This window comes from Sphingoaurantiacus capsulatus (assembly GCF_042648405.1).
Taxonomy (GTDB): Bacteria; Pseudomonadota; Alphaproteobacteria; order Sphingomonadales; family Sphingomonadaceae; genus Sphingoaurantiacus; species Sphingoaurantiacus capsulatus.
In genome coordinates, this window is record NZ_JBHRXV010000001.1 from 541,261 (window position 1) to 565,709 (window position 24,449).

The following is a 24,449-nucleotide window of genomic DNA, read 5'->3' on the forward strand; positions in this document are numbered from 1 at the left end:
GGACCCAGCCCCAAACAAACAACTTGCTCGCTACCGCGAGCGCCTTTTCATGCGTGCTGGGTCCCCGCCTTCGCGGGGATGACAATGAGCGTTGGCGCCTACCCCCGCTACCGCTTCGCCACCTTATCAATCGCATCGGCAATCTGCTCGACCAGCGGCACCGGCAAATCATGGCCCATGCCCTCGATCTCGACCAGCTCGGCGCCCGGAATGTTCGCCGCCGTATCCCGCCCGCCATGCACCGGCACCAGCGGGTCGGCCTCGCCGTGGATGACCAATGTCGGCGCCTTGATCGTCGCCAGCCGGGCGCGGCGGTCGCCGTTGGCGTAGATCGCCGCGAGCTGCCGCGCGAAGCCCGCCGGATACACCGAACGATCGACGTCACGGCGAACGCGGGCGCGGAGCAAAGCTTCGTCGGCCGGATATTTGGGGCTGCCGATCGCCCGCGCCACCTTCACGCCGAAGTCGACGAGCGTGTCGACATCGTTGCTTTCCGGGCGGCCGAGCAGCGCGCCCATCGCCTCGGGGCTGGCGGGCGGCAGCATCGGGTTGCCGGTGGTCGACATGATCGAGGTCAGCGACAAGGTGCGCGCCGGATATTCGATGGCGACGACCTGCGCGATCATCCCGCCCATCGACGCGCCGACGATATGCGCCTTGTCGATGCCGAGCGCGTCGAGCAGCCCGATCGCGTCGGCGGCCATGTCCTCAAGGCTGTACGGCACCTTCGGGTCCTGGCCCGCCATCATCGCGCCGAGCAGGGTCGGCAGGTCGGGCGCGACGGCGCCGTCGAACTTGGTCGAGAGGCCGACATCGCGGTTGTCGTAGCGGACCACGCGGTAGCCGCGGGCGACCAGCGCGTTGCACAGCTCGACCGGCCACAAGGTCAGTTGCGCGCCGAGGCCCATGATGAGCAGCACGGTCTCCGCGCCGCTCGCCGGGCCGAAGCTTTCATATTCGATCTCGATGCCGTTCGCCGTCGTCCGCGCCATGCTGCTCTCCCCAGGGCTTTCGCCATGGATAGCAGGCAGGGGCGACGCGGCACCCCCTTCATTGTGGCGGCGCGGCGGGCTAAGCCGGCGTCATGACGCACATCTACAAGATCATGGGCCGCGATGAGTGGGCGGCCGCGCAGGCTGCCGGGGTCTATGACGGCTCCGCGCATGACCGCCGCGACGGCTTCATCCACTTCTCGACCGCCGAGCAGGCGGCGGAGACGGCCGCCAAGCATTTCGCCGGCCGGAACGACCTGCTGCTGCTGACGATCGAGATGGCGGGGTTCGGCGAAGCGCTGAAGTGGGAGCCGTCACGCGGCGGCGCGCTGTTTCCGCACCTTTATGCGCCACTGCCGCTGGACGCAGTGATTGCGATGCGCGAGCTGCCGCTTGGGGCGGATGGCGCGCACATATTCCCTCCCGCTTAGGGAGAGGTCCGTCCACCCACCCTCACCGTCATACCGGCGAAAGCCGGTATCCAGACCCACGGTCGGACTGGATTCCGGCTTTCGCCGGAATGACGAGTGGAGTTGTGGGCTCTCCCCTCAAGGGAAAGCTACGCGACAGCGCGCTGTTCTTCGGGCTGCTCGCACGCCACCCGGTTCCGCCCTGTCCGCTTGGCGGCATAGAGCAGCCGATCGGCGCGCTGCATCAGTTCGGACGCATCGAGACACGGCGTCGCCGCGATGCCGATGCTGGCGGTGAGCGCCAGCCGTTCGCCGGATGGCAGGGTGCAGCCGTCGCGCGCGAGGCCGGCGAGGAAGGCGTCGCAGCGGGCGACGCTGTCCTCGACCGGCGTATCGGTCATCAGCACCGCGAATTCCTCGCCGCCGATGCGCGCGACCAGCGCGTCGGGGAAGCTCGCCTGCGCCGCCGCCGCGAAGCCGCGCAGCGCCTCGTCGCCGGCCTGATGGCCGTGCTGGTCGTTGATCACCTTGAAATGGTCGATATCGCAGATCGCCAAAGTGCTGGCGCGGCGCGCCGCTTTTTCCAACTCGATCATGAAGCGGCGGCGGTTGGCGAGGCCGGTCAGCGGATCGCTGTTGGCGAGCCGTTCGAGCGCCTGCGCCTTCTCTTCCGCCTCGTTCAACGCCTCCAGCAACTGGTCCTCGAGCTGCTTGCGCCAGCGGATGTCGCGCACCGAGGTGACGGCGCTGCGCTTGTCGCCGTCGGGTACCGCCCGCGCGCTCGCCTCCAGCCAGACCCAGCGGCCGTTGCTGTGCTGCGCGCGGAATTCGATGGTGAAGCGGTCGCGGCGCCGTTCGAGCAGTTCGATGCAGTGGCGCTCGACCTCGGGCAGATCTTCCGGGTGGATGATCGACAGCAGGCCGACGCCGATCATGGAGCCTGGCGAGCGGCCGATGATCTCCTCCACCGAGGGCGACGCATATTGGCAGGTGTCGCCCAGGCCGACGTAGAGCACGCCGTCGCAGACATTCTCGGCAATGATGCGATAGAGGTCGGCCGGCGGAGCCCCCGTGGTTATGATCCTCTCCGCCATCGACATCGAATCGGCTTGTTCCCTGTACGGACGACGGGAAGCCGCCCAACAGATCGCACCCTGCCGCCAAATGCCTAACAACCGGCTAACGGCACCGTATTTTCACAGTAGTCGCGGTTTCAGCCACCGCGCCCGTCACCCGCGATCACCATTGCGGTGCCGACGCGGTTCCGCCCTTCCGCCTTCGCCTTGTAGAGCGCGTGGTCGGCGGCGGTGAGCAGCCCCTGCGGCATCGTCGTCGACCCGCCCATGCCGGCGAGCGCGGTGGCGACGCCGATGCTCGCCGAGACGACGCCGCCGCCCGGCGGGTTGCCGGTATGCGGCACGCGCAGGTTGAGGATGGCGGTACGGATCTTCTCCGCTGCCGCGCAGGCCTCGGCGCTGTCGCAGCCGGGCAGGATGATCGCCAGTTCCTCGCCGCCGTAGCGCGCGGCGAAGGCGGGCGGCGCGCAGGTGCTCGACACGGCGCCGGAAATGGCGCGCAGGCAGTCGTCGCCGACCTGATGGCCATAGCTGTCGTTGAACAGCTTGAAGTGATCGACATCGAGCAGCAGCAGCGACATCCGCCCGCCCATCGCCAGGGTCGACGTCCACTCGCGGTCGAGCGCTTCGTCGAACGCGCGGCGGTTGGCGAGGCCGGTGAGCCCGTCGGTGCGCGCCGCCAGCGACAGGGCCTCCTCACGGACCTTCTTGGCGCTGATGTCGCGCATGGTGAAGATCAGGTCGGTCGGCTTGCCCGTCACCGGATCGGCGACGGTGCGCGCGTTGGTTTCCACCCAGATCGGGTGACCGTCGCGGTGCATGATGCGGAATTCGAGCTTCAGGTCCGAGACTTCCGAGCTGAAGTGGCGGGCGACCGCGGCACCGACGCGCGGCTGGTCCTCGGGGTGGAGGAAGCTGTTGGCGGAGACATCGCCGCCGCGCTTCATCATGTCCTCGGGCTTCCAGCCGAACAGGCGCTCGGCCGACGGCGAGATATAGGTTACCCGGCCGTCGGACGAGCGGGCGCGGAAGATGACGTCGAGCGACTGTTCGGCGACCAGCTTGAACGTCTCATGCTCCTGCGCACGGTGACGCTCGTCCCGCCCGGCGCGACCGAGCAGGCGCTGCAGAAAGCGCGGCAATGCCATTATACTCTCCCCATCCCTCGGTACCGTAAATACCACAGGGGCGGGCAAAGGCTAGCTCGCCTGTTCTGCGGAGCAGCAGAGCCCCTCTTCCTAGAGGGGAGAGGGGTTGGGGAGAGGGTGGTCGGAAGGCGGACGCCAACCGGCGACCACCCTCACCCCGCTCGCTGACGCGAGTCGCCCTCTCCCCTCCAGGGAGAGGGGCAAAATGCGCGGGCTCTACTCTGCTGGCGGGACCGCCGGCAGGGTCAGGCAGATGCAGGTGCCCGGCCGGTGCGCGGGCTCGACCCAGATGCGTCCGCCATGCGCCTGCACGATCGCGCGGGAGATGGTGAGGCCAAGCCCGAGGCCCGATGCCTTCGACGAGGCGAAGGGCGAGAAGATGTCGTCGGGCGCGCTGACCCCGGGGCCGTTGTCAATGACGCTGATCACCACGAAGCCGGCGTCATCGCCCGTCCGGCTGCTCACTGTCACCTCGGGCGGCTTCGCCTCAGCCGCCGCCTCGCAGGCGTTGCGCACGAGGTTCATCAGCACCTGCTGCACCTGCACCCGGTCGGCGATCACCGCCTGTGCGCTCGCATCGAGCCGACGCCGCAGCCGCACCGCCGGATGGCTGAGGCGGATCAGCGCGAACACATCATCGACGACGGCAGGCAGCGCCACCTCGGCGGCATGGTCGGTGCGGCCGCTCGCCAGATCCTTGGCCCGGCGCATGATGTCGCCGGCGAGGCGCAACTGGTCGCGCGTATGGCTGATCGCCTCGCGCGCCGTCGCCGCGCCGGTCGCGGGGTCGCGGCTTAGCAGCCGTTCGGACGCGGCGAGATAGTTGATCGCGGCGGTCAGCGGCTGCGCCATCTCATGCGCAAGCGTCGCGGCGAGCGCGTTGATCGCAGCGATGCGGTCGCCATGCGCCACCTGCGACCGGAACTGTTCGTTCGCCTTGTCGGCGCTGACGTCCTGGTCGGTGCCGATCAGTTGCACGACGCGTCCGCCCGCACCAACGACGGGCACGATCGACAGGCGGCGGTGCATCTGCTCGCCCGCCATGCCGACCGCGTAGAGATCGAGCTGCCGCGCCTCGCCCTGCTGCACCGCGGCTTCGACGGCGTTGAGGAAAGCGCCGCGCCCGCCGCGGCGGAAATGGCCGGCATAATCGTCGATGCTCATCGCATCGCGCGCGGCCTCGCGGCCGTACATCGCGCAGAGTTGGTCGGACCACAGCACCACGCCCTTCGCCGGATCATATTCCCAGTCGCCGATGCGGCCGATGCGCTGCGCCTCGCGCAGGCGGAAATTGACCGCCGCCATGTGCCGCGCCGCGGCGTCGCGGCGGCGCGCATAGACGCTGAGCAGGCCGGCGATGGCGAGCGTCGCGACGGTCAGCAGCGCGCCGCCGCCGCGATAGCGACCGGCGCGCGCGTCGACCGGCGCGAGGATTTCTTCATGGCCGATACCGCTGGTGACGAAGATCGCATAGTCGGGCAGCCGCCGGTGGCTGAACCAGCGCACGACGCCGTCGAGCGAACTGGGGCCGAGATAGGTCCCGTTCGGATCGCGCAGCTGCTGCCGCATCACCAGCGTGCCCGCCAGATTCTCGCCGAAGCTGAAGCGCCCGCCGGTGCGCCGCGCGATGGTGATGCCGTCGAGACGGACCACCGAGATGAGATCGCTCGGCCGGTCGGCCGCACCCTCGGTAAAGGCGATGAAGCGCGCGACTTCGAGCTGAAGGGTGACGCTGCCGGCGTAGCTGCCGTCGGGCCGGTCGATGCGGCGGGTGAGGCCGATCATCGGTTTGCCGAGGCGCGGCGAGATGCGCGGGATGCCGATCATCACCCGGTCGTGCGGCGCCTGGGCGATCCGCCGCACCGATCCCCAGTTGCCGATGTTGAGTGGCGGCAGACCGTCGACCGTGGCGCCGACCAGATCGGCATTGGCATCGGCGACCAGCACGGCGGCGAACAGCGGGTTGGCGATGACCGGATCGCTGATCGTCGCCGGGCCGCCGTCGGCGCGCGGCGTCGGCAGCCCGTTCCGGTACTTCTCGGCAAGGTTGCGCGTCGCCACGTCGGCGGCATCGAGCGTGCGCAGCACATAGCGCTCGAAGGCGAGCACGCGGTTCTGGTTGTCTCGGATCGCGCCCTCAATCGCCTGGCTTCGCTCGAACTGGACCTGCGCGACGATCGTCGTCCAGATCAGGCCGAGCACCACCGCGGCGATCGTCCAGATCAGCGCCAATGCCAACCATGACGCCGGGGCGCCCAGCCCCGCCGTTGTCGGCATGCGTCCCCGCGCCCGCAATTCGCCACCGCCGGTCACGCGCCTTCTGTCCCCCGCTTTCCCCACGCTGTCGAGCGGTGTCAGGCGAAAGAGGCGCCGCGTTCCTTTTCGGCAACGCTGGGGTGACGGTACGCTCCGCCTCCCCGCTCACCCACCGTCATACTGGCGAAAGCCGGTATCCAGTCGATGGCCGGTCTGGATACCGGCTTTCGCCGGTATGACGAATGAGGGAGTTACTGCTGCCCCCTACTTCAGGCGCGTCACCTGAATGTGCACCGCGCGCCATTGGCCATCTTCCTTGCGGAAGGTGTCGGAGAAGCGGATGCGGCTGGTGAAGCGCGAGCCGGCGGACGTGCCGGTCAGCACCGTCTCCGCGCTGGTCACAAAGGCGTCGGGGCCGAGTGGCGTCATAGTGCGGTCAGTGAGGGTGATCGGATCGAACGCCTCGTCGGGCCCGGTCCACCCGGCGATGAACGCGGCCTTGCCGAGCCGCTGGCCCGAGCCGTCGATGAACACCAGCTCGTCCGACACCATCGCGTCGAGCGCCGCGCCGTTCTTGGCAAGCTGCGCCTTGTCGAAGGCATCGGCGAAGGCGACGAGGTCGGCGGGCATCGCCGCCACCGGGGCGGCCACCAGCAGCAGGGCGGCAATGGCGAACGCGCGCATGATCAGAAGCCTTTCACCAGGGTGACGACGGCATCGGCGCCGGCGCGGCGGTCGACTGAGATCGCCTGATACTCGGGCGAGTCCGCCCAGCCGCGGAACGCCGCTTCGTCAGGAAAGCTCATCAGCACGACCTTCTCGCGATCGCTCGCTCCCTCGATGATCTGCGGCGCCTCGTCGGCCGCCAGCAGCCGGCCGGGATGCTTCAGGAACACCTCCATGAAGCGCGCCTGATAGCGGTCATAGGCGGCGCGATCGGTGAAGCGGAGCTGGGCGATAGCGTAGACGGTCATGGCATCGACATAGCCGGAAAGGTACTTCGCGCACCAGTCGCCTTTGACAGGGCTGGCATTTTGTCAGGGTTGCGCGGACCCTCGCCAACCGACAAGTAGTTTCCCGCAACCGGATCAACGGGAGAGGGATTCCACATGGGCGAGGCCTATATCATCGACGCCGTCCGCACGCCGCGCGGCGTCGGCAAGCCGGGCAAGGGCGCGCTGTCGCACCTGCATCCGCAGCATCTCGGCGCGACCGTGCTGAAGGCGCTCAAGGAGCGCAACAACGTCAAGACCGACGAGGTCGACGACGTCATCTTCTCGACCAGCAGCCAGAAGGGCAAGCAGGGCGGCGACATCGGCCGCATGTCGGTGCTGCTCGCCGGCTACGACACCAAGGCGTCAGGCGTGACGCTCGACCGCTTCTGCGGCGGCGGCATCACCAGCGTTAACCTTGCCGCGGCGCAGATCATGTCGGGGATGGAAGACCTCGTCATCGCGGGCGGCGTCGAGATGATGTCCTACCATCAGGAACTGGCCGCGCAGGACCATGCCGCCGGCATCAAGCCGATGGGCATGGGCAGCGGCAACATGAACCTGCAGGCGCTGCACCCGCAGTCGCACCAGGGCGTGTGCGGTGACGCGATCGCGCACAAGGAAGGCATCGACCGCGAGGCCGTCGACGCGCTGGCGCTCGAAAGCCAGCGCCGCGCCGACGTCGCGATCAAGGAAGGCCGCTTTGCCAAGAGCGTCGTGCCGGTGTTCAACGACGACGGCTCGGTCGCGCTCGACCGCGAGGAATTCCCGCGCCCGGAGACGACCGCCGAGGGCCTCGCCAGCCTGAAGGCGAGCTTCGACGTGCTCGCCGACGTGTCGATCCAGGACGACGGCAAGACCTTCCGCCAGCTGATCAACGACCGCTACCCCGACCTGCACTGGAAGGGCGTCCACCACGCCGGCAACTCGTCGGGCGTCGTCGATGGCGCCGGCGCGATCCTGATGGCGTCGAAGGACTATGCCGACAAGCAGGGCTGGAAGCCGCGCGCCCGCGTGGTCGCCACTGCCAACGTCGGCGACGATCCCACCTTGATGCTCAACGCCCCGGTCCCGGCGGCGAAGAAGGTGCTGGCGAAGGCCGGCCTGACCAAGGACGACATCGACGTCTGGGAGATCAACGAGGCGTTCGCCGTCGTCGCGGAAAAGTTCATCCGCGACCTCGACCTCGACCGCGCGAAGGTCAACATCAACGGCGGCGCCATGGCGCTCGGCCACCCGATCGGCGCCACCGGCACCATGCTGATCGGCACCGCGCTCGACGAGCTCGAGCGCTCGGGCGGCCGCTATGCGCTGGTCACGATGTGCGCCGCCGGCGGCATGGCCCCGGCGATCATCATCGAACGGGTGTAACCCGACCTAGCCTTTCCAGGCTGCGAGCAGGGTGCGTACGAGACCGTCATACGCACCCTGTTTCGCATAGAGCGGCACCGGCGGCTGGCCCTGCTTCTCGTCGGGCTGGACGGCGATGACCGTATCCTGCCCTGGCAGCACCGTGATGTAGCGCCCGCCGTTGCCCGCCGCCGTGTAGCTGCCGTCGGGCAGGCCGTCGCCCTTCGTCACCCACCACATATAGCCGTAGCCGGCCATCAGCCCGGCGCGGCCGGTGTCGGAATAGGAGCGGGTGCTTTCCGCCACCCAGGCCTCGGGGACCAACTGGTCGCGCTTCCACTTGCCGCGATCGAGGAAGAGCTGGCCGAACTTCGCGAGGTCGCGCGCCGACATCAGCATGTTGTAGGCGGGGAAGCGCGGCGAGGACGGGTCGAACGCCCAGCGGGTATGCGCCAGTGGATCGAAATCTTCGAAGCCGAGTGGAATGGTGATCTGCTTTTCGAGCGCGGTGAACAGGCCGTGGCCGCTCAACCGCTGGTAGATGTCGCCGGCGACGTTGAAGTCCCAATTATTGTAGTACCAGTTGGTGCCTGGTGCGGCGCTGCCGCGCGGCGGGCGGGCGGCCTTCATCGCCGGCGTCTCGGCGGCGGTCGGCACATAGACGCCCGAGCGCGCCTGCAGCAGTTGCTGCACGGTCGCCTTCTTCTCGATGTCGGTCAGTAGCGTGTAGTCGTCGATGCCGAGCTCGGCCATCGTCGCGTCGCGGCGAAGCTGTTCGGGCGGCAGCATGCCGTAGAGCGCGCTGACGAACGACTTGCGGATCGAGGCGGTGCGCGACGGGCGGCTGACGTCGCCGTCGGACAGGATCACCTTGCCGCCGGTGCGCACAACGAGGCCCGACACGCCGAGGTCACGCGCCTCCTTTTTCAGCGCGGCGAGACCGGCCTCGGACCAGCGCCGTTCGGCGCGGGCCAGCGACGGCGTCGCGGCGATGGCGGCGGAGGCGGCGAGCCCGAAGGTGAAGGCGCGGCGCGAGCTGTCGAACATCACTGGTCTCCCCCGGTCGGCACGCGGATGATGCCCACGCCCTTTTCGATGCTGATCTTGGTGCCGAACGGCGCCGACAGCCGCTGCAGCCGTTCGAGAATGCGCTTGCCGATCGCCGCGTCGGCCATCGCCGGCACGCCACGCCCGGCGCCCTGCACATTCACGCCAAGGTCGATCGGGTAGAGCTTGATCTCGGCGACGCGGCCGCCCTCGTAACGGCTGATCGCGATCACCGATTCATAAAGCGCCGGGTCGGAGAAAACGCGGGCATTGCGCGCCGCCAGCAGCTCGGGGATCGTCGCCGATCCGGGCGCAACGCCATATTGGTCGTACATGTCGGCCGGCACGGCATCGAGCGAGTTGTTCATCATCGCGAAGTTGGCGAGCGAGTAGAAGATCGGCTTGCCCTTGTAGATCTCGATCCCGCGCAGGATGTGCGGGCCGTGACCGACATAGGCGTCGGCACCGGCGTCGATCGCCTGCCGGGCGAGCGTGATCGCGAAGTCGGCGGGCGTCTCGCTCGAATTGCTCGGCTCGTGGTTATGCAGCGTGAACAGCACGAAATTGCCGTTCTGCTTGGCCTGCCGCACCGCGAGCAGATTGGCGGCAACGTCGTTGGCGTTGGGCTTGTAGGAAAAGCCGATCTTGCCGTCGGGGCGCTCGGCCGCCTTGTAGGAGGTGCCGAGCAGGCGGATGACGCCATCCTTCGGCGTCGTCGGCGTCGGCGCGATTGCGGCGATCTCGACCAGCGTGTCGTAATGCTTCTGCGGCACCAGCGCGAGGCGCTCGACACGCACCGGGTTGAGGCCCGGCCGCCCCGCCACCTCGCCGACCGGATCGCCGGCGCGCGACATCGGGGTGAAGGAACTGCTGGCCGACACCATGCCGACACGCCCCGCCCCGGCATCCAAATAGCGCGGCGCCCGCGCCTGCGAGAGCGTCCGCCCGACACCGGCGTGGACGAGGCCGGCGGCATCGAGCCGCTCCATCGTCTCATAGAGGCCTTCGGCGCCCCAGTCGGTGGCATGATTGTTGGCGACGCTGACGATATCGAAGCCCATCGCCGCGACCTCCCGCGGCACGCCGGGCGCCGCCAGCATCCAGGTGCCGCCCGACTCCGCCTGCGGCGATGCCTTCGTGGTGGCGAGGTCGAGCGCCATCGTCTCGAAGTTGCCGAAGGTGACATCGGCGCCGCGCAGCAGCTTCAGCATGTCGGGCGACTTCTTCTCGACCGTCGCCAGCATGGTGCGCAGATAGATGATGTCGCCGACCGCGGCGAAGGTGAAGCCGTCGGCGATCGGCACCGACGGAACGGCCGTGACCTTCAGCGGCTCGGCCGTCTGCGCCAACGACGGCGTCGCGGCGGCGAGCGCCAGCGCGAGTGCGATTCCCAGATGCTTCATGATGTCCCTCCGACCCTTAGCTTGCATCAGAGCGGGGTAAACGCCTGCCGTCAAACCGCCCGGATGGGCGCGATAAACACCCTCCCCCTCTATCGTCATCCCCGCGAAGGCGGGGATCCATTACCGCCGACGCTTCGGAGAATGGATCCCCGCCTTCGCGGGGATGACGAGGAGGGGGCGGGGATGACGACAAGGGAGGAGGTCTCTAGGCTGGTGACATGCGCCTCATCGCCCTCCTCCTTGCCGTCGCCCTCGCGGCGCCCGCTGCCTCCCAGCCAAATCTCGACGACCTGTTCGCCCGCTGGTCGTCGCCGAGCGCGCCCGGCTGCGCCGTCGCGGTGGCGAAAGATGGCCGGACGATCATCGACAAGGCCTATGGCGGCGCCGATCTCGAACATGGCGTCGCCAACACGCCGGCGACGATCTTCGAGGCCGGGTCGGTGTCGAAGCAGTTCACCGCCGCGGCGATCCTGCTGCTGGTCGAGGACGGCAAGCTAAAGCTCGACGATGACGTGCGCCAGCATGTGCCCGAGCTGTCGCCGAGCCTGCCGCGCCTCACCCTCGATCATCTGATCAACCACACCAGCGGCCTGCGCGACTGGGGCAGCGTCATGGACCTCGCCGGCTGGCCGCGGGGCACCCGCGCCTACACGCCGCCCGACGTGCTCGACATCATCGCCCGCCAGCAGGCGCTCAACTACCCGCCGGGCGCCGAGTACAGCTACACCAACAGCGGCTATAATCTGATGGCACTGATCGTCGAGCGGGTGAGCGGGCAGACACTCGCCGCCTTTACCGCCGCGCGGCTGTTCGCCCCGATGGGCATGACCAACACGAGCTGGCGCGACGACTTCCGCCGCGTCGTGCCGGGCCGCGCCATCGCCTACGAACGCGATGGCGAGACCTGGACGCAGGCGATGCCGTTCGAAGATGCCTATGGCAACGGCGGGCTGCTGACGACCACCGCCGACCTGCTCCGCTGGAACGACGCGCTGACCGCGGGCAGGCTCGGCGCCTTCGTCACGAGCAAGCTGCAGGAGCGCGCCCACCTCACCGACGGCACGCCGATCACCTATGCGCGCGGGCTGTTCGTCGACCGCTGGCGCAACCGCGAGCAGGTGGCGCACAGCGGCTCGACCGGCGGCTACCGCGCGTGGCTCGGCCGGCTGCCCGACGAGAAGCTGTCGGTGGCTTTGCTGTGCAATGCCGGCGATGTCAGCAGCACCATGCTGGCGCATCAGGTGATCGACCGGATGCTCGGCGTGCCCGAGGAAGCTACCCTGCCGCCCGCGCCGGTCAATGGCGGCGCCGGCACCTTCATCGCCGAGACGACGCACACGCCGGTCACGCTGATCGACGACGCCGGCACCCTGCGCATCAAGGACGGCCCGTCGCTGGCGCCGCTTCCCAACGGCCGGCTGCGCGGACGCGGCGGCGAGGTGGCGTTCGAGGGTCGCGACCGCTTCGTCCTGCATACGCCCGAGGGCAACCGCGTCGCCTACCGCCGCGTCGCACCTTGGGCGCCCGCCGCCGCCGACCTGGCGGCGCTCGCCGGCCGCTATCGCAGCGACGAGGCCGACGCGACCTATGTCGCCTTCGTCGAAAGCGGCGCGCTGAAGCTGCGGCACGACCGGCGGCCGGGATTGATCGTGACGCTCGCCCCCATCACTGCCGACCTGTTCGACGCCGAGGGCGATGGCATCGTCCGGGTGATCCGCGATGGCGAGAAGATATCGGCGCTGTCCTTTGGCGTATCGCGCGTCCGCGACCTGCGGCTCGCGAAGCTTCCTTAGGGCTGAAGGTGATCAGCCACCGCACGCCAGACGTAGAGGCCGAACAGTCCGGCCGGGTCGCTCCACGCGGCGAGCGGCTCCCAGCCTGAGGCGCGGGCCAGCAGCCGCGCTTCCTCGGGCGTGTATTTGTAGCTGTTCTCGGTGTGGATCGTCTCGCCGCCGCGTATCGTGAAGCGCCGGCCGGCGGCATGGAAGCTCATGTCGTGCAGCGCGACGAGGTGCATCTCGATCCGCCCGCAATCGTCGTTCCACATCGCGCGATGCTCGAACTCGTCGACGGGAATGTCGCCGTCGAGCTCGCGGTTGATGCGCTCGAGCAGGTTGAGGTTGAACGCCGCGGTAACGCCGGCGGCATCATCATAGGCGGCTTCGAGCAACCGCGGGTTCTTGCGCCGGTCAATGCCGATCACCAGCCGCGCGTCGGCGCCCAGGGTCTCGCGAAAGGCGCGCAGCAGGTCGACGGCGCCGGCATGATCGAGATTGCCGATCGTCGAGCCGGGGAAGAAGCCGAGCATCGGCCGCGCCCTCACCGCGACGGGTAGCGCGATCGGCCGGGTGAAATCGCCCGCCACCGGCCGCACGTCGAGGCCTGGATGCGCCGCCGCGAGCGCCGCGGCCGATTCCTCGAGGAACTCGGCGCTGATGTCGATCGGCACATAGGCGGCGGCGTCGATGTGGCGGAGCAGCAGCGGCGTCTTGGTCGATGAACCCGAGCCGAATTCGACCACCGCCCGCCGCGCGCCGACCAGCCGCGCGATGTCGGCGCCATGCGCCTCCAGCAGGCCGATCTCGGTGCGGGTCGGATAATATTCGGGCAACCGGGTAATCTCCTCGAACAGCTCCGAGCCGCGCCGGTCATAGAAATAGCGCGCCGGGACTACCTTCTGGGGCTGCGAAAGGCCGGCGACCACCGCGTGCGCGAAATCGCTGCCGGTGGTCGGGCGAAGAGGAATGTCGAGCATGAGGGAGAAACGAACCGGGCCGCGCTTCGTTGCGTGACCGTGATGTGAAGGTGAAAGGCGTTGAATGGCGGCCAAGGTGCCCGCGCCCCGCAAGGGCAGCCCCAGCACGAAGCTCGACGAGGCGGAGTTCAAGCGGCGCTATCTGGCCCAGTTTCGCGACGATGGCTTCGACGCACTGAAGCCCGAGCTGGACCGCGTCGCCGCCGTCGCCTGGACCGCCTATCGCGAGGGGCGGAAGAGCCCGCAGACGCGTAAGGCGGGACCTGACTTCGCCGATCCCGGCTACGACCTGTCGATCGACTGGCTGGCGGCGCGCGACGCCATCGCCGCGGCGCAGGCGCGGCACGACGATCGCGAGGGGCCGCTGCGCGTGCTGCTGATCAACGGCTCCTCCCGCTCCGAACATAGCTGCCCGGGCGAAGTGTCGAAGTCATACCGGATGGTGCAGATGGCGCGCGAAATCTTCGAGGCGGCCACCGGCGTCGACGTGCAGCTGCTCGACCTCAGCCGGACGACCGCCGAATACGGTCGCAAGATCCACCCCTGCAAGGCCTGCTTCTCGACCGCGGCGCCGCTCTGCCACTGGCCCTGCTCCTGCTACCCCAACCACGCGATGGGCCAGACGCAGGACTGGATGAACGACATCTACCCGATGTGGGTGGAGGCGCACGGCGTGCTGATCGTCACCCCGGTCAACTGGTACCAGTCGCCGTCACCGCTTAAGTCGATGATCGACCGCCTGGTCTGCGCCGACGGCGGCAATCCCGATCCGACGCTGACGCATGGCAAGGACGCGAAGCAGGCGAAGAAGATCGAACTCGACGGCTGGGGTTATCCCCGCCACCTCGAAGGTCGGCTGTTCGGCGTCGTCGTCCACGGCGATGTCGAGGGCGCCGAGAACCTGCGCCGCATGATCGCCGACTGGCTGTGCTTCATGCACCTGTGCCCGGCCGGGCCAACTGCCGAGCTTCACCGCTACATCGGCTATTGGAAGCCCTATGCCACCAGCCATGACGAGCTCGACCGCGAAACGGCGCTGCATGAGGAGGTGCGCAATGTCGCGCGGACGCTTCTCGAAGGCATCCGCGCCAAGCGCGACGGCAAGATGATCACCGCCGGCAACGAACTCCGGCAGCCGCGCAACAAATAACGCTCAGCCGTCCTTTGCCAGCCGTACGCCGGTGAACTGCCAGCGCTGGTGCGGGTAGAAGAAGTTGCGGTAGCTGGCGCGCGAATGGCCGGGCGGGGTGGCGACCGAGCCGCCACGCAGGACGAACTGGCCCGACATGAACTTGCCATTGTACTCGCCTACCGCGCCCTCAGCGGCGCGGAACCCCGGGTACGGCAGGTAGGCGCTGCCGGTCCATTGCCAGCGGGCGTCGTAGAGCTGCGGCAGCTCCGGGTTGAGGCGCGCCGCCGCCTCCCACTCACCCTCGCGCGGCAGGCGCGCGCCGGCCCAGGCAGCGAAGGCGTCGGCCTCGTAATAGCTGACGTGCGATACCGGCGCGGTCGGATCGATCGGCGCTTCGCCGCGCAAGCCGAAGGCGGCCCAGCTCTCGCCGTCGCGACGCCAGTAGAGCGGTGCTTCGATGCCGTTCTCGCGCACCCACGCCCAGCCGTCAGACAACCAGAGCGCGGCGGTCGTGTAGCCGCCATCAGCGATGAATGCGGCCCATTCGCCGTTGGTCACCAGCCGGTCGGCGAGGCGGAACGGCTGCAGCAGGATGCGGTGCGCCGGCCCTTCGCAGTCGAAGGCGAAGCCGCCGCCGCCATGGCCGACCGCGACGATGCCGCCGGGATGGTCGACCCAGCCGGTCGCCGCGCCCATTGACCCTGCCTGCGGCGCATCGGCGGCATAGACGGGCTTCAGCGGGTTCTGCGCGAACAGGTGGAGAATATCGGTCAGCAGCAGCTCCTGATGCTGCTCCTCATGATGCGTGCCCAGCTCGACCAGCGCGCGCACATCCGCCGGCAAGGCGGGAAGCGCGCTTACCAGCGCCACGTCGACGCAGGCCCGATAGTCCAGCACGGTTTCCAGATCGGGCCGTGTCAGCAACCCGCGCCGCTCGCGCGGCTGCCGCTGGCCCTCTGCCTCATAATAGCTGTTGAACAGATAGGCGAAACCGTCGTCGAACGCGCGATAGCCCGGCACATGATCGCGCAGCACGAAGGTTTCGAAGAACCAGGTCGTATGCGCGAGATGCCATTTCGCCGGCGAGGCGTCGGGCATCGATTGCGCGGTGGCATCGGCATCGGACAGCAGCGCCGCGAGCGCAACGCTCCGCGCCCGCACCGCGGCAAAGCGCGCGGCGAGCGGATCATCGGCGGTCAGGGGGCGGGTTGAAGCCACATCGCTTCAACGCCGCGAGAAGCCAATGGGTTCACCCGCCCAATTCGGGCATCGGCGCGCGTGGACAGGCCGCGCTGCCGCTCCTAGTCTCCCGCGCCATAACAAAGCACCGGGAGAATTTGGGATGGATCGTCGCGCGTTCATGGTTTCGGCGGGTGCGGCAGCGCTCGCGTCGTCGTTGCCGGCGGTCGCCTTTGCAGCGGACAGCGAGGACGCGAAGCTCCGCGCGCTGTTCGACCGCATCTTCGACGCGCGGATCGACGAGAGCCCGGAGATGGCCTCGGGCCTCGGCCTCGATACCGGCAAGCGCGCCGCGCTGAAGCGCCAGCTCGACGATTACTCGGCGAAGGGCAAGGCCGACGATCTGGCGCGGGCCAAGCGCGAAATCGCGCAACTCGCGACCATAGATCGCTCGAAGCTCAGCACCGCCTCGGCGCTCGATCTCGAGGTCGTCGAGTACGGCCTGAAGAACGCGGTCGCCGACAATGAGCGCTTCACCTACGGCTCCGCCGGCGGCCGCTTCGCGCCCTATGTGCTGACCCAGCTGACCGGTCCCTATCAGGACATCCCCGACTTCCTCGACACCCGCCACAAGATCAAGGATGCGGCCGACGCCGACGCCTATCTGTCGCGCCTGTCGGCGTTCGCCACCGTGCTCGACCAGAGCCTCGCGCGGCAGAAGGAGGATGCGGCGCGCGGCGTGTTCGCGCCCGACTATATCCTCGACACGACGCTGACCCAGCTGAAGGCGTTGCGCGACCAGCCGGCGGCGAGCACCGTCCTCGTCACCTCGCTGGCGCGTAAGGCCGGCGAGGCGAAGCTGTCGGCAGACTATGTGGCGAAAGCGGAAGCCATCGTCGGCAAGGAGGTCTTCGCCGCGCTCGACCGGCAGATCGCCGAGGTGCAGGCGCTGCGCGCCAAGGCGGTGCATGATGCGGGCGTGTGGCGCCTGCCTGACGGCGAGGCCTATTATAACGGCTCGATCCGCGCCGCGACGACGACGAGCATGACGGGCGACGACATCCACAAGCTCGGGCTTGAGCAGGTGGCGGAAATCTCCGACCGGCTCGACAAGATCCTGAAGGCGCAAGGCTACAGCGAGGGTACGCCCGGTGCGCGCCTCGCCGCGCTCAACCGCGACCCCAAGCAGCTGTTCGCCAACACCGATCCCGGCCGCGAGGAGATGCTGACCTACATTCGCGGCGAGGTGAAGCGCATGGAGGCGCGGCTGCCCGAACTGTTCGCCACCCTGCCGAAGGCGGCGCTCGAGGTGAAGCGCGTGCCGGTGTTCATCCAGGCCGGCTCGGCGGGCGCCTATTATGAGGCGGCCTCGATGGATGGCACGCGCAAGGCCGCCTACATGATCAACCAGCGCGACACCTTCGACCGGCCGAAATACGGCCTGCCGACCTTGAGCTATCATGAGGGCGTGCCGGGCCATCACCTTCAGGTGAGCCTGTCGCAGGAATCGGGATCGATCCCGATGATCCGCCGCCGCGGCGGCTTCTCGGCCTACAGCGAAGGCTGGGCGCTCTATTCGGAGCAGCTCGCCGACGAGATCGGCATGTACAAGGATGATCCGCTCGGCCAGGCCGGCTATCTCCAGTCGCTGCTGTTCCGCGCCACGCGCCTCGTCGTAGACTCCGGCATGCACGCCAAGCGCTGGTCGCGCGAGAAGGCGACCGACTATTTCATCGCGACCACCGGCATCGCCCGCGGCCGCAGCCAGGGCGAGATCGACCGCTACACCGTGTGGCCGGGGCAGGCGACCAGCTACAAGGTCGGCCACACCGTCTGGGCGCGGCTGCGCGACGACGCCAAGACGAAATTGGGCGCCAAGTTCGACATTCGCCAGTTCCACGAGGTGCTGACCAAGGGCGCGATGCCGCTAGACGTGCTGGAGCGGGTGGTCAACGACTGGGTGGCGCTTCAGCTCAAGACTTAGGCAAGGCCTTGTGGCGGCGGCGCCAGTGGAAGTGCGGGCGCATGTGCCGGATGCGCCCGAGCAACCCACGCCGCTTCGCCGTGTCCTCGAACATCTCCGACGGGCTTTCGGGGTCGAGCACCTTGTTGTCGGCGAGCCACTTTTCGACCTCGGTGAGCTCGGGCACCTCGTAGGGGCGTAGCGTCTTCCCCTCGCCCCGCAGCGCCTCGATCGTCTCGATCATCGAGCCGCGCGCGTCGATCTCGGCGGCGACCTTGTCCGCCTCGACGCCGAGATGCTCGGCGATCAGGCTGTCACGGATGGCGCGCACCCGCTCGCGTTCGCCGTCGTCGCCCGCCTCGATCAGCACGTCGCATTCGGTGTCGAGGCCGAGCGAGCGGTTGTTCATGTTCGCCGAGCCGATGCGCAGCGACTGGCCGTCGACGATCATCACCTTGGCGTGGACGTAAATCGGCGCGCCGCCGCCGGTGTAGGGGTGGTAGAGCCGCAGCTTGCCCTGCGCGTCGAGCTTTTGCAGCGCCGCCACCAGCCGCGCCCGTGCCGTGTCCATCGCCACCGGCTCCAGCCAGCCCTGTGCGGTGATCGGGTTGACCAGCACGATCTCCGGGCAATCGGGCGCGCAGAGCCGCTTGCCGATCGCCTCGGCGATCTTGCGCGAGGCGAAATACTGGCTCTCGGCGTAGATGCTCTCTTTCGCCCCCATGATCTGCTCGACGAACAGCGCCTCGATCTCGCGGATCTCGGGGCAATCGGGCATGTCGGGGCGGGTGCGGGCGATGTTCACCGCAATGTCGGTAAAGTCGGGCTCCAGCTCGTCGGGCCAGCAGTCGGACGCCTCGGTGACCGGCTTCAGCTCATGCCCGCCGGCGAAGCTCCAGCGGTCGCGCGCCAGCTCGCCGAGCGCCGCCGCCACCGGCCCTTCGAGCGCGGTCGTCGCGTCGTGCCACGGCCCGTAGACTTCACCGTTGGGGAAATGGCGGTGCGGCTCCTCGTCGTCGTGGCTGCGCTTGTCCCAGCGGCCGCCGGTCATGTCGATGCCGCCGCAAAAGGCGACGCAATCGTCGATGACAATGATCTTCTGATGGTGCGAGCCGCCCGTTGGGTGGAAGCTGTCGAGCTTGGTGTGGATGCGCTTGTGCATCATCCACTTCATCAGGGTGAAGATGGTGGTGCCGCGAAAGACCGTCTTGATGGCACCAACGTCCCAGCGCAGCAGGCAGATCTCCAGCTCGGGCGATCGCTTGACCAGCCAGTAGATGAAGTCGCCGACCGTCGTCGGGGCGCCGTCTTCGTTGTCGCCATAGTCGAGGCGGATGCGCGCGTCGAAGTCCCAGCCGATCAGCATGATCCGCTTGCGCGCCTTCAGCATCGCGAGCCGCGCCCAGTGGAAATAATCCTCGGCGTCGACGATCACGCTGGTGCGCGTCGCCTTCTCCGTTCGCCAGATCGAGCCGGAATCGCCGTTCATTTGCCTCTCGTCTCGCCCCTGTCGCCTCGGTCAAACTCGGCGTCGGCGCAAATGTATCCGCGCTGCTTGCCAGCGCCCTGTTTCCACCGGATTGTGGCGTGAAAACATGACGGAAACCTACCGCCTTCCCGACGACCTGATGCCCGGCGCGCGCACCATCGCGATCGCCTGGGGGATCGTCGCGCTCGCCTATACGCCGCCGGTGCTGCTGATGGCGCGGCAGGCCGCCGATCAAGTGCCGCCGCATTTGATGTTCGTGCTGGTGGCGATCGGCTTTATGCCGTGGGCGCTGGCGACGCGGCCGCTGATCCAGCTTTGCGCGCGCTGGCCGCTGGGGGCGGGCGAGCGCAATGGGCCGCACCTGCTGCGGCTGGCGCTGGTCGGGCTGGCGGCGCTGCCGACGCTCGCCCTTGTTGGCACCAGCATCGGGCAGACGCTGCTGCCGCTGCTGCAATATGGCCGCTTCGAGTTCGTGCCGCAGCGCATCGCCTTCGCCGCGACGATCAACGCCTTCTTCTCGGTGCCGACCTATGTCGCGGTCGTCGGGGTCGGGCAGGCGCTCGTCTATGTCGACCGCACCCGCACGCGCGAGCGGCTGCTCGCCCGCGCCCGGTTGGAGGCGCTGCGCGCACAGATCGATCCGCATTTCCTGTTCAATGCGCTCGGCGCCATCGCCCAGCTCGCGCATCGTGGTGCCGAGCAGGCCGAAGCCGCGATCGGCCGCCTGTCCGATGTGCTGCGCTCCACCCTCGCCTCCGACGATGCCGCCGTGCCGCTTTCCAGCGAGATCGCGACGGTGATGGACCATGTCGAGCTGCACCGCATGCTGATGCCCTCGCCGCTCGACCTGCGCCTGTCGATCGCCCCCGCCGCCTGGGGCGCGATGGTGCCCGCGCTGATCCTGCAGCCGCTGGTCGAGAATGCGGTGACGCACGGCCTGTCGCGGCTGACCGCCGAGGCCTGGCTGGCGATCACCGCCGAGGCGGAGGGGCAGCGACTGGTCATCGAGGTGCGCAACGCCCGGCCCACCGACGCCGCGCCGTCGCGCGGACTCGGCATCGGCCTGCGCAACGTCGGCGAGCGGCTGGAAGCGCTGTTCGGCAGCGCGGCACGGCTGACGGTGGCGGCGGACGGCAATAGCTTCACCGCGCGCATCGAACTGCCGCTCGACCGGCCGGCATGATCCGCACCTTGGTCGTCGAGGACGCGCCGCTGGCGCGCGAGGCGCTGGTGCGGCTGCTCGGCACACATGGCGATATCGAGCTGGTCGGCAGCGCCGCCTCGGCGGCCGAGGGCTGGCGCTCGCCGCCGAGCTGAAGCCGGCGCTCGTCTTCCTCGATATCCAACTGCCCGATCTCGACGGCATCGAACTGGCGCGCCGCCTGCCGCAGCCGCGCCCGGCGATCGTCTTCCTCACCGCCTTTCCGCAGCATGCCCTCCCCGCCTTCGAGGTCGAGGCGCTCGACTATCTGCTGAAGCCCGCGAGCGCCGAAGGGTTGGCGCGGGCGCTCGACCGGGTGCGGCGCGCGCTGGGTCGGACCCTCGCCCCCACCACCGCGCCCGACCATCTGGAAATCCGCGACGGCGGGCGCACCCTGTTCTTGCCGCTGACCGCGATTGACCATGTCGATGTCGCCGGCCACTATCTCTGCATCCATGTCGAGCGCGAGGTGCATCTGCTGCGCCTGCCGATGGCGGAACTCGCCGAGCGGCTGGGGCCGGCGTTCGTGCGCACCCACCGCTCGGCGCTGGTGCGCGTCGACCGCATCGCGGCGATCACCGACCGCCGCAACGGCGATGGCGATGTCGAGCTGATCGGGGGCGGACGGGCGCCGCTGAGCCGCAGCTACCGCGCCGATGTCGAAGCCCGGCTGGCCGCGGCGAAGCGCTGACGCACGGTTCACGACATCCGGCGCACTGGTCGGGACAAGCCGCTGGTGAAGGCGGCGCGGCACTGGCTTAGGCGGCTCAAACACCCGCCAACCGGAGCCTGCCATGTTTCGTACCACCCTGATCGCCGCGCTGCTCGCCGCCGCGCCCGCCCTCGCCGACGAACCCGCCCCCGGCGCCAACCCCTTCGCCGGCCCTCCGTTCGCCGCGCCGACCCTGCACTTCAAGGGCGGGCAATGGTTCGACGGCAGGGGCTTCCGGCCGATGGAGTGGTATGCCGTCGACGGCAAGCTGACCGCGAAGCGCCCGGCGCAGATCGACGCCACCATCGACCTCGGCACGCGCCACGTCATCCCGCCGCTCGCCGAAGCGCATAACCACGACCTGCAGAACGGCTTCTATGCGGGGAAGATGGCGCGCAACTATATGGCGCGCGGCATCTTCTATTCGGTGCAACTCGCCGGCCTCCCCGCCGACATCGCCACCTACCGCGACTTCTTCGGCCAGCCCGGCACGGTCGATGCCACTTTTTCCGAGGCGCTGCTGTCGGCATCGGACGGCCATCCGCTGAAGATGATCCTCGACGGCATGGCGCAGGCGGGCGAGACGATCACGCCCGAAGGCGCGCGCGACAAATACTACTGGTCGATCGACAGCCAGGCCGACCTCGACGCCAAATGGGCGAAGATCGCGGCGGTCAAACCGAAGATGATCAAGGTCATCATCATCGACAGCGCCAACTATGCCGCCAACCGCCGGAACGCCGAGCTGTTCGGCCGCAACGGCATCGACCCCGCGCTGGTGCCCGAAATCGTCAAACGGGCCCATTCGATCGGCGCGCGGCTGATGGCGCATGCCGACACCGCCGCCGACTTCGAGGTGGCGGTGAAGGCCGGCGCCGATGCGGTCGCGCACCTCCCCGGCTATCGCATCGCCAAGTTCAACAAGCCCGCCGACTACCGGATCGGCGACGCGGTGATCGCCGAGGCGGCGAAGCGCGGCATCTTCGTCATCACCACCACCGCCGCCTCTCGCTTCGGCATTGCGCGCTACCCCGAGACCGAGGCGGCGATCACGGCGAACTATCAGGACAATATCCGCCGCCTGCGCGCGGCGGGCGTGAAGCTGGCCTTTGGCTCCGACACCTTCGGCGGATCGGTGCTCGACGAGATCGCGACGGTGGACAAGCTCAAGGTAATGTCGCGGCCCGAGCTGTTGCGCGTCGCCACGTCGGACACCCCGCAGCTCATGTTCCCCGGCCGCCGGATCGGCACGTTCGCCGAAGGCGCGGAGGCCAGCCTGCTCGCGCTCGACGGCGATCCGCTCACCGACCTCGACGCGCTGAAGCGGATCAAGGTCGCGGTGAAGCAGGGCGAGTTGCTCGGCGGACGCTGACCATTAAGTCCGTTCCCCGCTGGGCCCGTCCGCGATAAGCGGAACGGGAACAGCGGGGAGCATTCATGGGCAAGCTATCGGGCTTCAAGGTCGTCGACCTGACGCAGTTCCTGCCCGGCCCGATGCTCACCCTGATGATGGCCGATCAGGGCGCCGAGGTGGTGAAGGTCGAGCCGCCCGCCGGCGACCCGGCACGGACGCAAGGCCCGTTCGAGGCGGGCCAGTCGGTGTGGTTCCGCAATCTCAACCGCGGCAAGCGCGCCGTCACGCTCGACCTGAAATCGGACGCCGGCCGCGCTGCGCTGTGGGCGCTGATCGACGATGCCGATGTGTTCGTGGAAGGTTTCCGACCCGGCGTGATGGCGCGGCTGGGCTTCGGCTATGCGGCGGTCGCCGCGCGCAATCCCGGCATCGTCTATGCGTCGGTCACGGCCTTCGGGCAGGACGGGCCGCTATCCGACCATCCCGCGCACGACATGGCGGTACAGGCGCTCGCCGGCTTTCTGTCGGTCAACGACGCCACCGACGGCACGCCCGCCGTGCCGGGCGTCGCGGCGTCAGATCTGGCGGCCGGGCTGACCGGCCTGTCGGCGATCCTGATGGCGCTGATCGGGCGGCAGGCGAGCGGGCGCGGCGACTATATCGACGTGGCGATGTTCGACAGCCTGCTGCCGTGGTGCGCGCACGTTGCCGGGTCGGCGATCATGGGCGGCGACGCACCAAAGTCGGCGGCGCAGCGGTCGCTGGGCGGCGCCGGCTTCTACAATATCTACCGCACCGCCGACGGGCAGCATGTGGCGCTTGGCGGGCGTGAGATGAAGTTTGTGCGGACCTTGCTCGAAGCGCTCGGCCGCCCCGACCTGATCGCCCTCGGCGAGGCGGAAGCCGGCGACGGCCAGAAGCCGCTGGTCGATTTCCTGCGCGCCACCTTCGCGACGCGCAGCCGCGCCGAATGGGAAGCGTGGTTCCACGACAAGGATGTCGCCTTCGCGCCGATCCTCGACTTCGCCGAGGCACTGGCGCAGCCGCATGTCGCGGCGCGGCGGCTGTGGGTGGAGGCCGACGGCACGCACCACATCGCCCCCGCCATCCGCTTCGCCGGCGAGCCCGCATCGACGCCGGCCCCCGCCCCGGAGCAGCAAGCATGAGCCCGCACGTCCGCCTCGAACAGGACGGGCCCGTCGCCCGCCTGCTCCTCGACCGCGCCGACAAGCGCAACGCGCTCGACCAGCCGATGTGGGAGGCGATTCCCGTGCTGGTCGACGAGGCGATGGCGCGGGCCTCGGTGCGCGTGCTCGTCGTCGGGTCGGCCGCGCCGGGCCTGTTCTGCGCCGGCGCCGACATTGCCGAGTTCGCCGCGATGACGCCTGACCCCGACTGGCGCGCCCGCAACCAGGCCGCGATCCGGCGCACGCAGGTGACGCTCGCCCGTTCGCCGAAGCCCACAATCGCCGCGGTCGACGGCGACTGCATCGGCGGCGGCTGCGGCCTCGCGCTGGCCTGCGACATGCGGGTAGCGAGCCCGCGCGCCCGCTTCGGCATCACCCCGGCCAAGCTCGGCATCGTTTATCCGCTGCACGACACCAAGCTGCTGGTGGACGTCGTCGGCCCGGCGCAGGCAAAGCGCATCCTCTATACCGCCGGGCTGCTCGATGCCGCCGAGGCGCACCGCATCGGCCTCGCCGACATCCTCGCCGACGATGTGGCCGCCGCCGTCGCCGAGCTGACCGCCGCCATCGCCGCCACCTCGCCACACAGCCAGCAGGCGTCGAAGGCCATCATCCGCCGCATCCTCGACGGCGAGAGCGACGACGACACAGCGAGCAGCGGCCAGTTCGACGCCTCGTTCAGCGGCGCCGATTTCAGGGAGGGAGTCGCGGCGTTCCTCGAAAAGCGGAAGCCGCATTTTCCCGACCGCTGAGTGCCCTTGCCGCCCCGTGGAAAGCCGGTCATGCTTTTCGTACCAAGGGAG

Annotated in this window: 22 protein-coding genes and 1 pseudogene; 12 read left to right on the forward strand and 11 right to left on the reverse strand. The window is 68.8% G+C overall.

Translation table 11 applies throughout. From position 1 onward, the window contains the following. Positions 1–107: 107 nt before the first annotated feature. Positions 108–992: an alpha/beta fold hydrolase gene (locus ACFOMD_RS03000; RefSeq protein WP_380856585.1), complete on the reverse strand. Its 885-nt coding sequence runs from the start codon at positions 990–992 to the stop codon at positions 108–110. 92 nt (positions 993–1,084) lie between these two features. On the opposite strand from ACFOMD_RS03000, the gene ACFOMD_RS03005 reads away from it, so the two are divergent. Further along, positions 1,085–1,423 (forward strand): DUF952 domain-containing protein, encoded by a 339-nt coding sequence (locus tag ACFOMD_RS03005; RefSeq protein WP_380856588.1) that lies wholly within the window; start codon positions 1,085–1,087, stop codon positions 1,421–1,423. Positions 1,424–1,551: 128 nt separating this feature from the next. On the opposite strand, the gene ACFOMD_RS03010 is transcribed toward ACFOMD_RS03005, so the two are convergent. The 5 genes from ACFOMD_RS03010 to ACFOMD_RS03030 all read right to left on the reverse strand — a co-directional run bounded on the left by ACFOMD_RS03010 (position 1,552) and on the right by ACFOMD_RS03030 (position 6,856). Then, a complete protein-coding gene (locus ACFOMD_RS03010; protein WP_380856591.1) occupies positions 1,552–2,496 on the reverse strand; it encodes a GGDEF domain-containing protein in 945 nt (314 codons plus the stop codon). 119 nt (positions 2,497–2,615) lie between these two features. Then, on the reverse strand, positions 2,616–3,626 hold the full coding sequence (locus tag ACFOMD_RS03015) for a sensor domain-containing diguanylate cyclase (protein WP_380856594.1): 1,011 nt from the start codon (positions 3,624–3,626) through the stop codon (positions 2,616–2,618). A 216-nt stretch (positions 3,627–3,842) separates the two neighbouring features. Beyond that, positions 3,843–5,903: an ATP-binding protein gene (locus tag ACFOMD_RS03020; protein ID WP_380856597.1), complete on the reverse strand. Its 2,061-nt coding sequence runs from the start codon at positions 5,901–5,903 to the stop codon at positions 3,843–3,845. A 243-nt stretch (positions 5,904–6,146) separates the two neighbouring features. Further along, complete coding sequence (locus tag ACFOMD_RS03025) at positions 6,147–6,566, reverse strand: nuclear transport factor 2 family protein (protein ID WP_380856600.1); 420 nt, start codon at positions 6,564–6,566, stop codon at positions 6,147–6,149. Positions 6,567–6,568: 2 nt separating this feature from the next. Beyond that, entirely contained in the window at positions 6,569–6,856 is a 288-nt protein-coding gene (locus tag ACFOMD_RS03030; protein WP_380856603.1) for a DUF1330 domain-containing protein, read from the reverse strand. Positions 6,857–6,991: 135 nt separating this feature from the next. On the opposite strand from ACFOMD_RS03030, the gene ACFOMD_RS03035 reads away from it, so the two are divergent. Beyond that, the gene (locus ACFOMD_RS03035) at positions 6,992–8,245 is read left to right on the forward strand and encodes an acetyl-CoA C-acetyltransferase (RefSeq protein ID WP_380856606.1); all 1,254 of its coding nucleotides are present in this window, start codon (positions 6,992–6,994) and stop codon (positions 8,243–8,245) included. 6 nt (positions 8,246–8,251) lie between these two features. On the opposite strand, the gene ACFOMD_RS03040 is transcribed toward ACFOMD_RS03035, so the two are convergent. Both ACFOMD_RS03040 and ACFOMD_RS03045 read right to left on the reverse strand, forming a co-directional pair. After that, positions 8,252–9,271 (reverse strand): serine hydrolase domain-containing protein, encoded by a 1,020-nt coding sequence (locus ACFOMD_RS03040; RefSeq protein WP_380856609.1) that lies wholly within the window; start codon positions 9,269–9,271, stop codon positions 8,252–8,254. Continuing rightward, a complete protein-coding gene (locus tag ACFOMD_RS03045) occupies positions 9,271–10,674 on the reverse strand; it encodes a CapA family protein (protein ID WP_380856612.1) in 1,404 nt (467 codons plus the stop codon). Before ACFOMD_RS03045 ends, ACFOMD_RS03040 begins: the two co-directional genes overlap by 1 nt. Positions 10,675–10,892: 218 nt before the next feature. Here ACFOMD_RS03045 and ACFOMD_RS03050 point away from each other — a divergent pair, with 218 nt between their 5' ends. Further along, the gene (locus ACFOMD_RS03050; RefSeq protein WP_380856615.1) at positions 10,893–12,467 is read left to right on the forward strand and encodes a serine hydrolase domain-containing protein; all 1,575 of its coding nucleotides are present in this window, start codon (positions 10,893–10,895) and stop codon (positions 12,465–12,467) included. Here ACFOMD_RS03050 and egtD read toward each other — a convergent pair. Further along, the gene (egtD, locus tag ACFOMD_RS03055; protein WP_380856618.1) at positions 12,464–13,429 is read right to left on the reverse strand and encodes an L-histidine N(alpha)-methyltransferase; all 966 of its coding nucleotides are present in this window, start codon (positions 13,427–13,429) and stop codon (positions 12,464–12,466) included. The genes ACFOMD_RS03050 and egtD overlap by 4 nt on opposite strands. Positions 13,430–13,493: 64 nt before the next feature. On the opposite strand from egtD, the gene ACFOMD_RS03060 reads away from it, so the two are divergent. Continuing rightward, complete coding sequence (locus ACFOMD_RS03060; protein ID WP_380856621.1) at positions 13,494–14,579, forward strand: flavodoxin family protein; 1,086 nt, start codon at positions 13,494–13,496, stop codon at positions 14,577–14,579. A 3-nt stretch (positions 14,580–14,582) separates the two neighbouring features. Here the strand turns inward: ACFOMD_RS03060 and egtB are convergent, their stop codons facing one another. Then, a complete protein-coding gene (gene egtB / locus ACFOMD_RS03065; RefSeq protein ID WP_380856624.1) occupies positions 14,583–15,779 on the reverse strand; it encodes an ergothioneine biosynthesis protein EgtB in 1,197 nt (398 codons plus the stop codon). Positions 15,780–15,903: 124 nt separating this feature from the next. Here egtB and ACFOMD_RS03070 point away from each other — a divergent pair, with 124 nt between their 5' ends. Further along, complete coding sequence (locus tag ACFOMD_RS03070; protein ID WP_380856627.1) at positions 15,904–17,724, forward strand: DUF885 domain-containing protein; 1,821 nt, start codon at positions 15,904–15,906, stop codon at positions 17,722–17,724. Here the strand turns inward: ACFOMD_RS03070 and ACFOMD_RS03075 are convergent. After that, positions 17,714–19,192, reverse strand: coding sequence for a phospholipase D-like domain-containing protein (locus tag ACFOMD_RS03075; protein WP_380856630.1), 1,479 nt, complete (start codon positions 19,190–19,192; stop codon positions 17,714–17,716). The genes ACFOMD_RS03070 and ACFOMD_RS03075 overlap by 11 nt on opposite strands. A gap of 106 nt (positions 19,193–19,298) precedes the next feature. On the opposite strand from ACFOMD_RS03075, the gene ACFOMD_RS03080 reads away from it, so the two are divergent. From ACFOMD_RS03080 to ACFOMD_RS03110, 7 genes and pseudogenes are all read left to right on the forward strand, one after another. Next, complete coding sequence (locus tag ACFOMD_RS03080; RefSeq protein WP_380856633.1) at positions 19,299–20,375, forward strand: sensor histidine kinase; 1,077 nt, start codon at positions 19,299–19,301, stop codon at positions 20,373–20,375. Then, positions 20,372–20,509: a hypothetical protein gene (locus ACFOMD_RS03085; RefSeq protein WP_380856636.1), complete on the forward strand. Its 138-nt coding sequence runs from the start codon at positions 20,372–20,374 to the stop codon at positions 20,507–20,509. The genes ACFOMD_RS03080 and ACFOMD_RS03085 overlap by 4 nt, the downstream gene beginning before the upstream one ends. A gap of 29 nt (positions 20,510–20,538) precedes the next feature. Beyond that, positions 20,539–20,643: pseudogene (locus ACFOMD_RS03090) on the forward strand (DNA-binding response regulator); the annotation flags it as partial. Between the two features lie 45 nt (positions 20,644–20,688). Then, positions 20,689–21,084, forward strand: a complete 396-nt coding sequence (locus tag ACFOMD_RS03095) for a LytR/AlgR family response regulator transcription factor (protein WP_380856639.1) — start codon at positions 20,689–20,691, stop codon at positions 21,082–21,084. A gap of 103 nt (positions 21,085–21,187) precedes the next feature. Further along, positions 21,188–22,477: an amidohydrolase family protein gene (locus tag ACFOMD_RS03100; RefSeq protein ID WP_380856642.1), complete on the forward strand. Its 1,290-nt coding sequence runs from the start codon at positions 21,188–21,190 to the stop codon at positions 22,475–22,477. A 65-nt stretch (positions 22,478–22,542) separates the two neighbouring features. Next, positions 22,543–23,625 (forward strand): CaiB/BaiF CoA transferase family protein, encoded by a 1,083-nt coding sequence (locus tag ACFOMD_RS03105; RefSeq protein ID WP_380856645.1) that lies wholly within the window; start codon positions 22,543–22,545, stop codon positions 23,623–23,625. Further along, positions 23,622–24,398 carry an enoyl-CoA hydratase/isomerase family protein gene (locus ACFOMD_RS03110; RefSeq protein WP_380856648.1) on the forward strand — a complete coding sequence of 259 codons (777 nt, stop codon included), beginning with the start codon at positions 23,622–23,624 and terminating at the stop codon, positions 24,396–24,398. The genes ACFOMD_RS03105 and ACFOMD_RS03110 overlap by 4 nt, the downstream gene beginning before the upstream one ends. Positions 24,399–24,449 lie beyond the last annotated feature (51 nt).

Excerpts from the sequence above, each read along its gene's own strand:
- ACFOMD_RS03000 (WP_380856585.1), bottom strand. The coding sequence starts at position 992 with ATGGCGCGGACGACGGCGAACGGCATCGAGATCGAATATGAAAGCTTC.
- ACFOMD_RS03005 (WP_380856588.1), top strand. The coding sequence starts at position 1,085 with ATGACGCACATCTACAAGATCATGGGCCGCGATGAGTGGGCGGCCGCG.
- ACFOMD_RS03010 (WP_380856591.1), bottom strand. The coding sequence starts at position 2,496 with ATGGCGGAGAGGATCATAACCACGGGGGCTCCGCCGGCCGACCTCTAT.
- ACFOMD_RS03015 (WP_380856594.1), bottom strand. The coding sequence starts at position 3,626 with ATGGCATTGCCGCGCTTTCTGCAGCGCCTGCTCGGTCGCGCCGGGCGG.
- ACFOMD_RS03020 (WP_380856597.1), bottom strand. The coding sequence starts at position 5,903 with ATGCCGACAACGGCGGGGCTGGGCGCCCCGGCGTCATGGTTGGCATTG.
- ACFOMD_RS03025 (WP_380856600.1), bottom strand. The coding sequence starts at position 6,566 with ATGCGCGCGTTCGCCATTGCCGCCCTGCTGCTGGTGGCCGCCCCGGTG.
- ACFOMD_RS03030 (WP_380856603.1), bottom strand. The coding sequence starts at position 6,856 with ATGACCGTCTACGCTATCGCCCAGCTCCGCTTCACCGATCGCGCCGCC.
- ACFOMD_RS03035 (WP_380856606.1), top strand. The coding sequence starts at position 6,992 with ATGGGCGAGGCCTATATCATCGACGCCGTCCGCACGCCGCGCGGCGTC.
- ACFOMD_RS03040 (WP_380856609.1), bottom strand. The coding sequence starts at position 9,271 with ATGTTCGACAGCTCGCGCCGCGCCTTCACCTTCGGGCTCGCCGCCTCC.
- ACFOMD_RS03045 (WP_380856612.1), bottom strand. The coding sequence starts at position 10,674 with ATGAAGCATCTGGGAATCGCACTCGCGCTGGCGCTCGCCGCCGCGACG.
- ACFOMD_RS03050 (WP_380856615.1), top strand. The coding sequence starts at position 10,893 with ATGCGCCTCATCGCCCTCCTCCTTGCCGTCGCCCTCGCGGCGCCCGCT.
- egtD (WP_380856618.1), bottom strand. The coding sequence starts at position 13,429 with ATGCTCGACATTCCTCTTCGCCCGACCACCGGCAGCGATTTCGCGCAC.
- ACFOMD_RS03060 (WP_380856621.1), top strand. The coding sequence starts at position 13,494 with ATGGCGGCCAAGGTGCCCGCGCCCCGCAAGGGCAGCCCCAGCACGAAG.
- ACFOMD_RS03070 (WP_380856627.1), top strand. The coding sequence starts at position 15,904 with ATGGATCGTCGCGCGTTCATGGTTTCGGCGGGTGCGGCAGCGCTCGCG.
- ACFOMD_RS03075 (WP_380856630.1), bottom strand. The coding sequence starts at position 19,192 with ATGAACGGCGATTCCGGCTCGATCTGGCGAACGGAGAAGGCGACGCGC.
- ACFOMD_RS03080 (WP_380856633.1), top strand. The coding sequence starts at position 19,299 with ATGACGGAAACCTACCGCCTTCCCGACGACCTGATGCCCGGCGCGCGC.
- ACFOMD_RS03085 (WP_380856636.1), top strand. The coding sequence starts at position 20,372 with ATGATCCGCACCTTGGTCGTCGAGGACGCGCCGCTGGCGCGCGAGGCG.
- ACFOMD_RS03100 (WP_380856642.1), top strand. The coding sequence starts at position 21,188 with ATGTTTCGTACCACCCTGATCGCCGCGCTGCTCGCCGCCGCGCCCGCC.
- ACFOMD_RS03105 (WP_380856645.1), top strand. The coding sequence starts at position 22,543 with ATGGGCAAGCTATCGGGCTTCAAGGTCGTCGACCTGACGCAGTTCCTG.
- ACFOMD_RS03110 (WP_380856648.1), top strand. The coding sequence starts at position 23,622 with ATGAGCCCGCACGTCCGCCTCGAACAGGACGGGCCCGTCGCCCGCCTG.